The sequence below is a fragment of the Leclercia sp. LTM14 genome (genome assembly GCF_023736175.1).
In the GTDB taxonomy this organism is placed as follows: Bacteria; Pseudomonadota; Gammaproteobacteria; order Enterobacterales; family Enterobacteriaceae; genus Enterobacter; species Enterobacter barmai.
Genome location: NZ_JAIKTT010000005.1, coordinates 203,799 through 217,881, shown reverse-complemented (window position 1 = coordinate 217,881; position 14,083 = coordinate 203,799). Strand labels below are relative to the sequence as shown.

Below are 14,083 nucleotides of genomic sequence, written 5' to 3'. Positions count from 1 at the left end.
TTCTTCGAAATTTGCCCGCTCAAACCGTAGACAAACCCCGGCTATGGCGCTGCACTCCCTGCTAAGGAGCCGACTGGCGGCAAAAGGCAGCAATAGCAAACGTCGGGTGTTTGTAGCGATCGGGGATGGTGAACTGGCCGAGGGCAGTTACTGGGAAGCCGCGCTGGTCGCTGTGCATTACCAGCTGGATAACCTGTACATCATCAATGATTAAAGCAATCTCCATCTGGCGGGAATTATGAAAACCGGCTTTATCTCCGCACCCCAAGCTAATTTTTCTGCTGGTTGTAACCCACTGGGCGGCTCCAGTCATCGTCATACTTGATATTCCCTTCGATATAAAACCACTCAATTCCTGAATAGGAAATTGCGATATTCTCCATCATTCCTGGCGTGCGAGAACCCGGGATATAAGCATGAGAAGCATTAACTGACATGATCACAATGCTGGTAAGCGTAATTCTGTAAATCTCGTATTCAATGCCAGCCTCGTTGATGTCGTAATAGTGTATTACTGCCTTTTGCAGCCGCTTACTTTGGCAGACTGCAACCGCAAAATATGGCGAGGTTTTATCAATCTCTTTGTGCAGGGTAAAAGCGTTGTGTTCGCGCGAGCCCATAAGTTTACCCGTGTTGCGGCATGTGTTCTGGTACACACCGTAACTGCTGTTCATAATTTCAATTGCACCCTCACGGTCCAGCGCCATACAACTGCCTTTGAGCAGCTGTCCATTTTCATCATAGAGATACATATAAGCTGGTAATGACATCGTTATTTCCCTTATTGATTACTTGAGACGTTCCAGTCGTTGTCGATAAAGAACACGTAGCGATAATTTGAACCATTCAGCGTGTACGACACGCCATAGGTATAACCTGGCCTAAGCATCAGATTTAAACAGGAGTCTGGATAGGAGAGAGCAACGTGCTCATTAGTGGCAAATTCTTTGTATTCTCCGCCCTGCATTGAAGAAATGTTATAGCGACTCAGGACGTCGGTTTTATCCACTGAAAAGCAAACATGCCCCTTATCAACGATGATAGAGCGCCAGGGGGCTGCACGATCACCTTTACCACATCCGACAAGGGTTACAGATAACAGAATCAAGGATAAGTAGCGTTTCAATGCGGGAAACTCCCAAGCACTTTCTGATATCGAGCCATGAGTTTGAGAGTAGGCTCTGACGGGTCATAGTTTTTGAGGCGATACAGGTCATTTCGATTACCGAATCCATAGGTTTTCAGCAACCAGTAATCACTCACGATACATGCCTGATTTTCTATGCCGTAGTCCATCAGATTTGATTTATTGAGCTCATAGTTATAATCAACAGCCCATGAGAATGCGCCACGCGTTCTTACCATCATCCCGCGCTGGTGTTGCCAGACATGCATCATTTCATGCAGAAATATATGCTGACCGCCTATGCGATCATTTTTGACGTGTGGCTGTGAAAAATCAGGCTCATACACCCCTTCCTGAAAATATATTTCGCCGTTTGGCGCCATGGCGACGTTGTTCGCCTGCATATTAAAAGGAAGATAGCTGCTGCGGTGAATCCATACTTCGTTATAACGAACACTGAAAGCGTAGAGCGTGCGGGCCAGGTTAATTTCACCAAGGGTCAATAACCGCAGACCTCCGCGATTTATTCCGTTCGACATTTATCCCTCCAATAAGAAGGGTTTATCATATCATTGGCGTAAAAACGTACAATTGTTTATGTACTGAATGAAAATAGATAATATATTGGTCTCGTTTATCATATTTCATATCGTTAAAGGCTACACAGAGCACCTTTCTATCTTTGCGTTAGCATAGCTACTATTTAAACAATTCAAATTGGTGTTTAAACGGCCCATTAATCCGGCATGACTGAGGTCAACATGTTTTATTAGTCTGCCTTCGTAACCCTTTGAAATAAAAATTACTACAATTGTCTTAGGTCTTGCCAAACCATTTTCTCTATAGCCTTCTACAGCCCTTATGTAGACCGGCGACCCTGCAACGACAAATGTGTCCTTCTGATTCTTCGCCATTAGTTCCCCTATCGACGAGGATCATTCTGAAATAACTGGTGTAAAAAACAGTATTACGCAGCGGTATGGCGCACCGCGATTGCGTTATTCCGCTCCGCCCGCCAGGCAAATGTGATCCTTTTCTCCTTTCTTCGAAATTTGCCCGCTCAAACCGTAGACAAACCCTCTGACTGGGCATATCTTACATCTTATGAATAATAAATCAGCATTGAATATATATTCATGAGGGGCAAAAACCTGCTGTTTTAGAGAATGAAACCTGCAAAGATCATTCCTGGCAGAGCGGTCTTTTACCTGGCTGGAATAATTATTCACAACAGATTATAAATTCAGGAGGTATGTTATGAATCCGTTTTCGCTCTCCATCGCGGAGCTCGAAACCCGGGCACGCTCGATTCGTCGCCGAATCATCGTGCTGAATGCCGAAAGCCCGGCGGGCGGCCATACCGGGGCCGATCTGTCGCAGGTCGAACTGCTCACCGCCCTCTACTTCCGCATTCTGAACTGCTCCCCGGCACTTCAGGAGAGCGATGAACGCGATATCTACATCCAGTCAAAAGGCCACGCGGTAGGCGGTTACTACTGCGTGCTGGCCGAAGCCGGGTTTATTCCCGTCGAGTGGTTATCCACCTATCAGCACGCCGACTCTCACCTGCCCGGCCATCCGGTGAAACATAAAACCCCGGGTATTGAGCTGAACACCGGCGCGCTGGGTCATGGCCTGCCGGTGGCGGTGGGGATCGCCCTGGCGGCAAAACGCAACAACAGCAAGCGCCGGGTGTTTGTGGTGACCGGCGACGGCGAGCTGGCGGAAGGCAGCAACTGGGAAGCCGCGCTGGTAGCCTCCCACTACCAGCTGGATAACCTCTTTATTATCAACGACAAAAATAACCTCCAGCTGGCGGGCTCCACCAAAGAGATCCTCAACACCGATCCGCTGGATGAGAAGTGGAAAGCCTTCGGTCTGGAAGTGACCGCCTGCGACGGCAACGACATGGCCGACGTGGTCGCCACCCTGGAGGGGCTGAAGCCCAACGGCAAACCGCACGTGGTGATCGCCCATACCACCAAGGGGGCGGGGATTTCATTTATTCAGGGACGGCCTGAATGGCACCACCGGGTGCCGAAAGGGGAAGAAGTTGAACTGGCGCTGGAGGAACTGAAAGATGAGTAATAGCGAACACCTCGCCACGGTGATGGTTGATGCCTTTATTGATGCCGTTGAACGCGGCGTGGACCTGGTGCCGGTGGTGGCGGACTCGACCTCCACGGCAAAAATCTCCCCGTTTATGCAGCGTTTTCCGGGGCGTCTGGTCAACGTCGGCATCGCCGAGCAGACGCTGGTTGGCGCGGCAGCCGGTCTGGCAATCGGCGGCAAGATTGCTGTCACCTGCAACGCGGCACCGTTTTTGATTTCCCGCGCTAACGAGCAGATCAAAGTCGACATCTGCTACAACAATACCAACGTGAAGCTGTTCGGCCTGAACGCCGGGGCCAGCTACGGCCCCCTCGCCAGCACCCACCACAGCATCGACGATATCGCCATTATGCGCGGTTTCGGCAACATCGAAATTTACGCCCCCTCGAGCCCAAACGAGTGCCGCCAGATCATCGACTACGCCCTTGACCACGTCGGCCCGGTCTATATCCGCCTCGACGGCAAAGCCCTGCCGGAACTGCACGACGACAGCTACCGTTTTGCGCCAGGCAAAATCGACGTTCTGCGCACCGGTCATGACGTGGCGCTGGTGGCGATGGGATCGACGGTGCATGAAATTGTGGAAGCTGCCGCACAACTCGCGGAAGAAGGTATTGACGCCACTGTTATCAGCGTTCCATCTATTCGTCCCTGTGATACCCAACAGCTGCTGGCCACCCTCGCCCCCTGCAAGGCGGTGGTAAGCGTCGAGGAGCATAACGTCAACGGCGGCGTCGGCAGCCTGGTGGCCGAAGTGCTGGCCGAAGCGGGCTGCGCCGTGCCGCTGAAACGTCTGGGGATCCCGGATGGACAATACGCGATTGCCGCCGACAGAGCGTCAACGCGGGCACGGCATGAGATCGATGTCGCTGGGGTGGTGAAGCACGCCCGGGAAATGCTGACGCGACAGGTTTGCTGAAAATAACAACAACATCTTACTGGAGAGAAAAGCAATGTCCCGAATTCCTCAACAACTGACGATGGGCGTAGTCATCGGCAACCGCGGATTTTTCCCGAGCTATCTGGTGGCGGAAGCACGCGAGCAGGCCATCGCCCTGTTTGGCCGTCTCGGTATCAACACCATCATGCTCGATCCCAGCCAGACCGAGCTCGGCGGGGTGGAAACCCGTCAGGACGCCAAAGCCTGCGCCGAACTGTTTCGTGCCCATCGCGACAGCATTCACGGCGTGGTGGTGCTGCTGCCTAACTTTGGCGATGAAAAGGCCATCGCCGAAACCCTGCGCCTCTCCGGCCTGAACGTGCCGGTGCTGGTGCAGGCCGAAGAGGACAACCTCGATAAAATGGGGCTGGCGACCCGCCGGGACAGCTTCTGCGGCAAGATCTCCCTGTGCAACAACCTGCGCCAGTACGGCATTCCCTTTACCCTCACCACCCAGCACGTCTGCGCCCTCAACGGCGAGGTGTTTGAGCAGGATCTGAGGCGTTTCGAGCAGGTCTGCCGCGTGGTGAGCAGCATGCGTGGCGTGCGCGTGGGGGCGATTGGTGCCCGTCCGGCGGGCTTTAACACCGTGCGTTACAGCGAGAAACTGCTCGAACGCCTGGGCATTGCCGTGGAAACCCTCGACCTGTCTGAAGTCTTTACCCGAATTAAAACCCTGCGCGATGACGACATCCGCGTGGATGAAAAACGCCGGATCCTGATCGACAACGCCGACGCCAGCCGCATTCCACCGGAGAAGCTGGTGACCATGGCGAAGCTGTTTGTGGTGATCAGCGAGTGGGTGGTCGCTAACGACATCGACACCACGGCGATCCAGTGCTGGACCTCCCTGCAGGAGAACCTCGGCATCAACGTCTGCTCGATCATGAGCGTCATGTCCGGCCAGCTGATGCCGAGCGCCTGTGAAGTGGACGTGATGGGCGCGCTCTCCATGTTCGCCCTCGCCAGCAGCAACATGAACCCCGCCTCGATTGCCGACTGGAACAACAACTTCGGCGACGATCGCGACAAATGCGTCCTGTTCCACTGCGGTAACTTCGCCGCCTCCAGCCTCGAATCGCCGCACATGGGCACCGCCGACATCATCGGCACCACGGTCGGGAAAGAGAACACCTGCGGCGCGGTGCATGGCCGCCTGAAAAGCGGGCCGCTGACCTACTTCCGCCTGAGCACCGACGATCTGACCGGGGAAATTAAAGCCTACGTGGGCCAGGGCCAGTCGGTGGACGATCCGCTGGATACGGTGGGCTGCCGGGCGGTGATCCAGGTGCCGCATCTGGAGAACCTGCTGAACTGGATCTGCCGCAACGGCTTTGAGCATCACGTGGCGATGAACCACTCCGCCAGCGCGGAGATCCTGCACGAGGCGTTCACCCGCTACCTCGGCGTCTCAACCTATCTTCATCGCTAAGGCAGGAGGCCGCTATGTCGGTGAACAAGGACATCATCATCGCGCTCGATGAGGGCACCACCAACGCCAAAGCGGTGGCGCTGGATGGGAACGGGCATGTGGTGGCGAGCTTCTCCCGGGCGCTGGCGATCCAGACCCCGCACGAAGGCTGGGTGGAACAATCCGCCGAACTGCTGGTGGAGGCCTCGCTGGAAGTGGTAGACCGCGCTATTGCCACCGTCGGTGTCGAGCGGGTTGCCGCGCTGGCAATCAGCAACCAGCGTGAAACCGTGGTGGGCTGGGATCGTTCGACCGGTAAACCCATCGCCCCGGCGCTGAGCTGGCAGTGTTCCCGTACTGCGGCCTTTTGCCATCAGCTGCGTGAACAGGGCCACGGCCCGCAGATCAAGGCGGCAACGGGTCTGCCCATCGCGCCGCTGTTTTCGGCCTCTAAAATGCGCTGGCTGCTGGATAACACCCTCGACGGGGCACGGCGTGCCGCCCGGGGCGAGATCTGCCTTGGAACCGTGGACAGCTGGCTGCTGTGGCAGCTGACGCAGGGGGACGCTTTCTGCTGCGACTACGCCAACGCCGCCCGCACCCAGCTGATGAGCCTGCACAGCGCCGACTGGGACCCACAGATGCTGGCGCTGTTTGGCATTCCGCGCGCGGCGCTGCCGGACATCAAACCCTCCAGCGGCCTGTTTGGTTACACCCGCCGCTGCCCGTCCATTCCTGACGGACTGCCGGTGATGGCGATGATCGGCGACTCCCACGCCGCGCTGTTTGCCCACGGTCTGGGCGCGGAAGGGTGCGTGAAAGCGACCTACGGCACCGGCTCGTCGGTGATGGCCCCGGTGGATTCCGCCCGCAGCGACGTCAGCGTCCTGGCCACCACCGTGGCCTGGCATGACGGCAATTCGCTGGTCTACGGGCTGGAGGGCAATATTCCCCACACCGGCGACGCGGTGGCGTGGATGGCGGACAGCACCGGCTTAAGCGAGCTGTCGCAGGCGGAGCTGGCCCATGAGCTCAACACCCTCCCCCGCTCGGTGGACTCGACGCTCGGGGTCTATTTTGTGCCGGCGCTCACCGGCCTTGGCGCGCCCTGGTGGGATGAGAATGCCCGGGGGATGATCCACGGCCTGAGCCGCGGCGTGAAACGCGCGCACCTGATCCGCGCGGCGCTGGAGTCGATTGCCTATCAGATTGCTGATGTCGTTGAGGCGATGCGCGTCCATCCTGGCTTCACCCTGAATGCGCTGATGGTCGACGGCGGGCCGACGAAAAACGACTGGTTGATGCAGTACCAGGCGGACCTTCTCGGCTGCCCGGTGATGCGCAGCGACGTGGCGGAACTCTCGGCGATGGGCGCGGCACTGCTGGCGCGTAAAGCGCTGTTTCACCTGACCACCGCGCAGCTGCGCCAGTATCTGCCGGAGCATGTGACGTTTATGCCGGACATGGCGCGCCACGTCCGATTGCAGACCCGCTGGCAAGCCTGGCAGGAGACGGTTAAGCGAGTACGGGCGTAAAAATGCCCCGCCTGGCAATAAACCAGACGGGGCAAATAAACGGGTGCCTGTACCAAACCGACAACTGGATAGGCGGGGAATGCTCCCCGCATACCGCTACTTCTTCGCTTCGCAAGCGAGAACAGCTTTCAGTTCTCTGCCACCTTCCTTAAAGCTCAGTTCGCATAGCTGCTCATGAACCAGAAATGTGACTCCCAGCACAGTTAAGCCCAGTACCAGGATCGCCGCAAAGGCGTACTTGTTAAGCATGTCATTGCCTCCTTGCTAAGAAGAGGCTACCATCCAAATTGTTGAGGTTTGGGTAGGTAGCCCCGGTTGATGGAAACATCTCCGGGGCTTTTGCTTTCTGCATCTCCGCACCTGCCTGAGCTCAGAAAGCATCAGGCACCCGTCGCAATACTACTCCCGCAATGGTGAAAAAACCGCCTTTCACTGGTTATTTAGCCAGTTGAATTACTCTTTCAGAATACGTTTAGATCGCTGCAAAAAATGTCTCTTTAGATGAGTACTCTCACTCTGCAGATATAAAAATGCCCCGCCTGGCGATAAACCAGACGGGGCAAATAAACGGGTGCCTGCACCAAACCGACATCTGGATAGGCGGGGATTACTCCCCGCATACCGCTACTTCTTCACTTCGCAAGCGAGAACAGCTTTCAGTTCTCTGCCACCTTCCTTAAAGCTCAGTTCGCACAACTGCTCATGAACCAGAAATGTGACGCCCAGCACAGTTAAGCCCAGTACCAGGATCGCCGCAAAGGCGTACTTGTTAAGCATGTCATTGCCTCCTTGCTAAGAAGAGGCTACCATCCAAATGTTTGGGTTTGGAGTGGTAGCCCCGGTTGATGGAAACATCTCCGGGGCTTTTGCTTTCTGCATCTCCAGACCTGCCTGAGCTCAGAAAGCATCAGGCACCCGTCGCAATACTACTCCCGCAATGGTGAAAAAACCGCCTTTTTACTGGTTATTTAGCCAGGTTAATTACTCTTTCAGAAAACGTTTAGATGCTGAGTCGCTACACGTTAAACCGATATCATCACGGGGGCCGAATGCAGCATCGCCAGCAGCACAAACTGTAAGTCGTGAATCAGCGATCTTATGTACGTTGCCAGCGAACCAGGGCAGAAGATCTGAACCAGTCCCAGCGTCAAAATCGATCCTGTGGTGGCGACTATCGTTAACAGCAATGTGACGATCGTAATCCAGACCAGCAAACGCCACGCGCGGAATAACATCATTGTCTCAAACCCTTCTGTTATCTGAAGCGGTATTCAGCCTCCGGGGTTAACCTGACGGTGCTGTCGGTGAAGCATTAAGGCTTCGGCAATGATGTCCTGTTTGCTTTTTCGCGTTTCGTAAGCGGTGGCCTGCACGTACTCACAAAGTTCATCATCGATGCGGGCGCTCAGCATCGTTAAGCGGGCATTTTTACTTTCTCCCCGCTGTCTGCGCTTCGATGGATAGCTTCTGATTTTTTCCACACGTCCTCCCACTTAAGCATGCAGTTATTTCACGCAATGAAATATGAAAGTCTGGCTTAAACATGTCAACATTCTGAATCAGGGGAGCATTTTGTAGAATAAATGTTAAATCAGGAAGACTTCACAGGCAGATTTTCTTCAGATGAAAGTGATGATTATGTCTGATGATAAATAGCATCAACATAAAAACCATGTTTACAATTAGTCTTCATAAGTAAGACTTCAATGTTCGACACAAGAGGATGATTTAAGCGCCTGCTGAAATTCTCAGCTACACCAGAGCATTAGATGCCCTGGCGAAGTCTGAATGAATGAGGAAGGGTAGCATCCGGTACCGCTAATCTCTTGTATATTCTGTGAGCCATCACGCAATTTTATGTAAAAAAGACTATTGCAAGATTAATGCAGATTGTAACAATTTTTTAAAAATAGCTAGCGAAAAACATCTTTAAGACAATTAAATAAGTAATAAAAGTTTGACATTAGTCAAATGAAAGCAGTCAGCAAAGCAAGGTCGTACGAGTATGAATTAACACCGCAGGGGCGCCCCTGCGGTACACGCATTATCATGCCGTTTCCGGTCTGGCGCGAAATGCCTCAAGGCGCTTAATTTGCCGCCCTTCGCTATCAAAGTTCTCTAAGGCCAGCCAGCCGCGCAGGGCCGCGTCACGTTCCGGCCACTCGCTGTCGATAATGGACAGCATATCGCTGTCGCGGTTACGCCCTTTGCGCACCAGCTTCTGGCGCAGCCGCCCTTCCCAGGTAAAGCCCAGCCGCTCAGCGGCCCGGCGCGAGGCGATGTTCATCGAGTCGCACTTCCACTCCAGCCGACGGTAGCCCTGCTCAAAGCCATATTTCAGCAGCAGCCAGACTGCCTCGGTGCCGAGCGGGCTGTTTTTCATCTTGCGCGACCAGGTGACATGCCCTATCTCCACCGAGCCCAGCTGTTGTTCAATGGCCATATAGCAGACCAGCCCGACAGCACGCTCGCTCTGGCGGTCGATCACCGCAAAAGGCACCAGCCCGATATCCTGCACTTTGCCCTGAACCCACAGAGCGGTCTCCTCAACGCTGGCAGGCTGATTGCTGGCAAGCCAGGTCCAGTCGCTGTCGTCGCCCAGGGCGTACGCCTCGAACAGATCAACCGCATGCTTTTGGGCATCCAGCGGCTCAAGGCGACAAAAACGCCCCTCCAGCACCCCACGCTCTAATATGCTGGCCCCCTGCCAGCCGGGAACAGGATCGTTTACCGTCTGCCCCCAGATATTGATTTCCGGCACGCAATTACCCCTTTTGTTTGTTAGTAATTTGTTAAACCACAATACAGGATAGAGTTGATAACAGTAATGCAGGCGGGGGAAAGAACACTATTTAATTCCAGGAGCGTCCCGGGGACAATCGGAGGGAGCAGGTCACGGACCTACAAGGTAAACGTTTTGTAGGCCGGGCAAGCGCCAGCGCCACCCGGCAAAGCAATGCAAATTACTTCAGGTTCTTAAGCATTTTCACCGTCGCGTCCAGGTCAATCTCATCTTCAGAGAAGATGTAGGTTTTGCCCTGGAAGGTGGTGATGGCCAGTTTTCTCACCGTGCGCATCTCGCCTGCTTTTGCCGTTGATTTCGGCGCGATATTGCCCATCAGGCTCTTCACCGACAGCACGCCGTTCTCTTTATCAATGCGGGTTTCAGCGGGCTCTTCTTCGCTGTAGACCAGGTAAGTCTTGATGGAGGTGATTTTATGGCGCTCGCCGTCGAGGAAGATGTACTTGCTCTCCGGGATCACCTTCACCGCATACGCCGACAAACCCTTGTTGTTGGTGGTGGGTTCAAACGTTACCGCGGCATCTTTCTTAATCAGATCGGGATTGGCGACCTTAATCACATGAAAATAGCGGTTATCGCCGTTTTCATCTTTGATAAATCCAAAGCCCTTATCTGCAAACCAGGTTGTGATTGTTCCGTTCATCGCCATCGCCGTTACCGCCTAATTAATCGTTACACACTCAATTTTTGCCGCGCGCAGTGTAAAGCACAACGCCTGCGCAAACCACGTCTTTAACGCAGGAACTACTCATTGCCCCACTGGTTGAGGAAATTGGCAATATCATCAATGCGCTGGGTGCTGATGCCTGCTTCCACCGCCATCTCGGTCTGGGCTTCTTCGCTGATCTCTTCGTTATTCATCAGACGGGTGATCAGCAGCTGGAAATAGAGCGCCAGGGAGTCACGCTCTGACTCGTTCACCGGCGTTGCCGCTTCCGTCGTGTACTCATCCACGATGTCATAATATTTAATCGGTACGTCGTTGCTCATATCTGTTCCTCAGGGTGTCGGTTGCTGCCTGATAATAGCATTCTCACGGCGTTTTGCCTTCCCAGGGGCGAGAGGCCAGGGACGCTTGCAGCAATCTGATAAAGTTTTCAGCCCGGGGGGAGCGATGCGCCGTGTCGTCACTGCTCAGCGCCACGATATCGGCATCGGGCAGCGAGTAATCCGCCAGAATTCTCACCAGCGTACCCGCGTTGAGCTGCGGGGCAATATCCCACTCCGAGCGCACCATGATCCCGCATCCCGCCATCGCCCACTGTTTAACCACGCTGCCCTGGTTACTGGCCAGCCGGGGATGGATCCGCACCGGCATCTCCGTCCCGTCGCGGCTAAAACGCCAGAGCGTGACGTCCTCATCATTCTCCCGCAGGGCAATGCAGCTGTGCTGTTTTAAGGCCGCCGGTGAAGTCGGTTCCCCCTGTTCGGCCAGATATTCCGGCGAGGCGCACACCAGACGCCGGTTAGCGGCAAGTTTGATGCAGCGAAGGGAAGAGTCGCGCAGCTCGCCAATATACACAATGACATCCCACCGGTGCATGGACGACCACTCCGGCACGTCGGACAGCGTCAGCTCCACCTCAAGCCCCGGATGCTGTAAGGCGTATTGCGCCAGAACAGGCGCCACATACTCATTACCAAACCCGAGCGGCGCCAGCACGCGCAGTTTGCCCGTCACCTGCTGCAGGCGGTTATCAATGATCGACTGCAGCTCACTGAGCTCGGCAATCACCCGCCGGGCGCGGGCGAGCACCAGGGAGCCCTCGTCGGTCAGGCTGACCACGCGCGAGGGACGCTGGATCAGCTTGACGCCCATCCGCGACTCAATGCCCTGCAACCGTTGGGTCACCGAAGAAGGGGAAATATTCAGGGCGCGCGCGGCGGCGGCAAGGGTTTTATGGGTTGCGATCGCATGGAAGAAACGCAGATCGTCGCTGTTAATCATTAAGGCCATACCTAATCAGGGATTACGGTTTTGTTTATTTAAACATAAATCATGAGATGTAAAACTGGCCAGACATTTTCCAGGAGATCCACACCATGACTACACCACGCTGGCTGAACGCCCCTGAAACGCCCTACCTTCTGATTGATGAGAGCCGTTATGTGCGCAACATTACCCGGCTCTATACGCATGTTGAGGGGCTGGGAAGCCAGGTCCGGCCGCATCTGAAGACCCTGCGCTCGCCCGAAGCCGCACGCTATCTGTTAAAACATCCGGACTCGCCGGCAACGGTTTCAACGCTTGCCGAAGCGGAAGGGTTTGCCGATGCCGGATATACCAACATCCTGTATGCCGTCGGGATTGCGCCCCATAAGCTGGCGCGGGCGGCGAAACTGATTAAGCGGGGCGTGAACCTGCATCTGCTGCTGGACACCCCGGAGCAGGCGCTTGCCCTGGCAGACTACGCCCGGCAGCATGAGGTGGTTTTTTCGGTATTTATTGAGGTGGACTGCGACGGGCATCGGGGCGGATTGCCGCCGGACAGAGAGGCACTGGTTGCCCTGGCGAGAGCCGTTCATGGCAACGGCGCGGTGCTGACCGGGCTAATGGCCCATGCGGGCGAGTCCTACGGCTGTCGCACCGATGAGGCGATCCGTCAGGCCGCGCAGAACGAGTGTGATGCCATTCGTCTCGCCGGGCGTCGGGTCCGTGAGCTGGGTATCCCCTGCCCCGTGCTGAGCGTCGGCGCCACCCCGACCGCGCATTTCTCGACAGAGCTTGCAGGCATAACGGAAGTGAGAGCCGGGGTCTTCACCACCTTTGATCTGGTGATGAAAAACGTGGGAGTCTGCGAAATTGACGACATTGCGCTTTCGGTCGTCACCACGGTGACAGGCCACAACCGGGACAAAAACTGGGTGTTTATTGATGCCGGCTGGATGGCGATGTCCCGCGACCGGGGTACGGCCTCACAGGCGACCGACTACGGCTACGGGCTGGTCTGCAATATGGCGGGGCAACCTTATGACGGCGTTTGTCTGAGCATCACCAATCAGGAGCACGGCATCATCGCCCTGTCTGCTGACGCCTCCCTGACCACGGAAGATTTCCCTGTTGGCACTCGCCTGCGCATCCTGCCTAATCACGCCTGTGCAACAGCGGCAATGCATAGCGTTTACCAGGTGCTGATGAGGGATGGCCAGCAACGGACGTGGAACCGGATCACGGGCTGGTAGAGGGTGGTGTAGTGAGGGATTTCCGGAATGCGTCACGCAGATTAAAACGTTACCTGTACCCGACGCTTTGATTCACTTCTTGCCCCCCATAAAGTATGGCGTGTTCTCCGGAGGCGTTTACTTTATGGGCCAGTCTGAAAAAACCGATGTTTCCATATTGTCAACAAGCCATCAACTTCCTATAATGTTTCCAGGATGGAAATAAGGGGCAAGGATGCATGTCGTATCAAGAGCACCTTTTGATTTAGCTACCAGACGATTTCCCAATCAGGCGCTTGCCCTGGATGACCTTTACCGGGTTTTAAAGAAAGAAAACTACCCGTCACCCGATTGGATGCGAAAGCGATTCCCCAGCCTGGACAGAATGAAATACCGGGAAAAATGGTGGGTCATTGATGTAGGCGGCGGGCACTTGCGAGTGATGTTTTTTGCTGATTTTGAGCGGGGAAGGATTTTTATCAAACATATCAGCACGCATGCAGAGTATGACAAGCTGACGGACCTCTACCGGAGAACCAAAGAATGAATTATGCACAGGCCATTAAAGCAGCCAACGATCTGGCAAACGTCCTGCCTTTTCTGGGAGCACGTCCGTCGCGTAAAGACTATGAGGATGCGCTGTCGCTGATGGAGTACCTGATCGAGCACCAGCCCGACAGCCCGCTCATCGATATGCTGACCGCTAAGATCGATAAATACGAGAATGAATCGCCAGAGTTTGCTGAGTTTAACGCCCGTATTGCCAGTACGCCTTCCGGCGTTGCTCTGCTACGAACGCTGATGGATCAGCATCATCTGACGCAGAGCGACCTGGAGAATGAGATTGGCAAGAAATCGCTGGTCAGCCGGATCCTCAACGGACAACGCACATTAACGCTGGAACATATGCGGGCGCTGGCGAAGCGTTTTGATTTGCCGGTCAGTGCGTTTGTCGGCGACTGAAGGCGTTCCTCACCCGTTGTCTATACTCAAC

18 protein-coding genes and 1 pseudogene are annotated in these 14,083 nt (G+C 55.0%); 8 read left to right on the top strand and 11 right to left on the bottom strand.

Annotated elements, in window-relative coordinates:
* Nucleotides 1–73 precede the first annotated feature (73 nt).
* A pseudogene (locus K5I40_RS13350) lies at nt 74–211 on the top strand (transketolase); the annotation flags it as partial.
* A 58-nt stretch (nt 212–269) separates the two neighbouring features.
* Here the strand turns inward: K5I40_RS13350 and K5I40_RS13345 are convergent.
* The 3 genes from K5I40_RS13345 to K5I40_RS13335 are packed head-to-tail and all read right to left on the bottom strand — an operon-like array spanning nt 270 to nt 1,665.
* Entirely contained in the window at nt 270–770 is a 501-nt protein-coding gene (locus K5I40_RS13345; RefSeq protein ID WP_138369654.1) for a type VI secretion system tube protein Hcp, read from the bottom strand.
* 11 nt (nt 771–781) lie between these two features.
* The gene (locus tag K5I40_RS13340) at nt 782–1,126 is read right to left on the bottom strand and encodes a putative T6SS immunity periplasmic lipoprotein (protein WP_138369655.1); all 345 of its coding nucleotides are present in this window, start codon (nt 1,124–1,126) and stop codon (nt 782–784) included.
* Nucleotides 1,123–1,665, bottom strand: a complete 543-nt coding sequence (locus tag K5I40_RS13335) for a type IV secretion protein Rhs (RefSeq protein WP_223074717.1) — start codon at nt 1,663–1,665, stop codon at nt 1,123–1,125. The genes K5I40_RS13340 and K5I40_RS13335 overlap by 4 nt, the downstream gene beginning before the upstream one ends.
* Nucleotides 1,666–2,383: 718 nt before the next feature.
* On the opposite strand from K5I40_RS13335, the gene K5I40_RS13330 reads away from it, so the two are divergent.
* From K5I40_RS13330 to K5I40_RS13315, 4 genes are read left to right on the top strand one after another with little or no spacing between them, the layout of a single operon-like run.
* Nucleotides 2,384–3,214: a transketolase gene (locus K5I40_RS13330; RefSeq protein ID WP_039031448.1), complete on the top strand. Its 831-nt coding sequence runs from the start codon at nt 2,384–2,386 to the stop codon at nt 3,212–3,214.
* The gene (locus K5I40_RS13325; protein WP_139564494.1) at nt 3,207–4,157 is read left to right on the top strand and encodes a transketolase family protein; all 951 of its coding nucleotides are present in this window, start codon (nt 3,207–3,209) and stop codon (nt 4,155–4,157) included. The genes K5I40_RS13330 and K5I40_RS13325 overlap by 8 nt, the downstream gene beginning before the upstream one ends.
* 34 nt (nt 4,158–4,191) lie before the next feature.
* Complete coding sequence (locus tag K5I40_RS13320; protein WP_039031450.1) at nt 4,192–5,610, top strand: L-fucose/L-arabinose isomerase family protein; 1,419 nt, start codon at nt 4,192–4,194, stop codon at nt 5,608–5,610.
* Nucleotides 5,611–5,624: 14 nt separating this feature from the next.
* The gene (locus K5I40_RS13315) at nt 5,625–7,124 is read left to right on the top strand and encodes an FGGY family carbohydrate kinase (protein ID WP_223074716.1); all 1,500 of its coding nucleotides are present in this window, start codon (nt 5,625–5,627) and stop codon (nt 7,122–7,124) included.
* A gap of 96 nt (nt 7,125–7,220) precedes the next feature.
* Here K5I40_RS13315 and K5I40_RS13310 read toward each other — a convergent pair whose 3' ends face one another.
* From K5I40_RS13310 to K5I40_RS13275, 8 genes are all read right to left on the bottom strand, one after another.
* On the bottom strand, nt 7,221–7,373 hold the full coding sequence (locus K5I40_RS13310) for a Hok/Gef family protein (protein ID WP_039032710.1): 153 nt from the start codon (nt 7,371–7,373) through the stop codon (nt 7,221–7,223).
* Between the two features lie 375 nt (nt 7,374–7,748).
* Nucleotides 7,749–7,901, bottom strand: a complete 153-nt coding sequence (locus K5I40_RS13305) for a Hok/Gef family protein (RefSeq protein WP_139564492.1) — start codon at nt 7,899–7,901, stop codon at nt 7,749–7,751.
* Nucleotides 7,902–8,146: 245 nt separating this feature from the next.
* Entirely contained in the window at nt 8,147–8,362 is a 216-nt protein-coding gene (locus tag K5I40_RS13300; protein ID WP_039031593.1) for a hypothetical protein, read from the bottom strand.
* A 33-nt stretch (nt 8,363–8,395) separates the two neighbouring features.
* Complete coding sequence (locus tag K5I40_RS13295; RefSeq protein WP_138369660.1) at nt 8,396–8,605, bottom strand: hypothetical protein; 210 nt, start codon at nt 8,603–8,605, stop codon at nt 8,396–8,398.
* 566 nt (nt 8,606–9,171) lie between these two features.
* Nucleotides 9,172–9,885: a GNAT family N-acetyltransferase gene (locus K5I40_RS13290; RefSeq protein WP_223074715.1), complete on the bottom strand. Its 714-nt coding sequence runs from the start codon at nt 9,883–9,885 to the stop codon at nt 9,172–9,174.
* Nucleotides 9,886–10,087: 202 nt separating this feature from the next.
* Nucleotides 10,088–10,576, bottom strand: coding sequence for a cold-shock protein (locus tag K5I40_RS13285; RefSeq protein ID WP_039031591.1), 489 nt, complete (start codon nt 10,574–10,576; stop codon nt 10,088–10,090).
* A gap of 95 nt (nt 10,577–10,671) precedes the next feature.
* The gene (locus tag K5I40_RS13280) at nt 10,672–10,917 is read right to left on the bottom strand and encodes a YmjA family protein (RefSeq protein ID WP_139564490.1); all 246 of its coding nucleotides are present in this window, start codon (nt 10,915–10,917) and stop codon (nt 10,672–10,674) included.
* A 43-nt stretch (nt 10,918–10,960) separates the two neighbouring features.
* Complete coding sequence (locus K5I40_RS13275) at nt 10,961–11,884, bottom strand: LysR family transcriptional regulator (RefSeq protein ID WP_309241910.1); 924 nt, start codon at nt 11,882–11,884, stop codon at nt 10,961–10,963.
* 86 nt (nt 11,885–11,970) lie between these two features.
* Here K5I40_RS13275 and K5I40_RS13270 point away from each other — a divergent pair, with 86 nt between their 5' ends.
* From K5I40_RS13270 to K5I40_RS13260, 3 genes are all read left to right on the top strand, one after another.
* A complete protein-coding gene (locus tag K5I40_RS13270) occupies nt 11,971–13,110 on the top strand; it encodes a DSD1 family PLP-dependent enzyme (RefSeq protein WP_223074714.1) in 1,140 nt (379 codons plus the stop codon).
* Nucleotides 13,111–13,324: 214 nt separating this feature from the next.
* Nucleotides 13,325–13,636 carry a type II toxin-antitoxin system HigB family toxin gene (locus tag K5I40_RS13265; protein WP_039031587.1) on the top strand — a complete coding sequence of 104 codons (312 nt, stop codon included), beginning with the start codon at nt 13,325–13,327 and terminating at the stop codon, nt 13,634–13,636.
* A complete protein-coding gene (locus K5I40_RS13260; RefSeq protein WP_039031586.1) occupies nt 13,633–14,052 on the top strand; it encodes a type II toxin-antitoxin system HigA family antitoxin in 420 nt (139 codons plus the stop codon). Before K5I40_RS13265 ends, K5I40_RS13260 begins: the two co-directional genes overlap by 4 nt.
* The last annotated feature ends 31 nt before the right edge of the window (nt 14,053–14,083 follow it).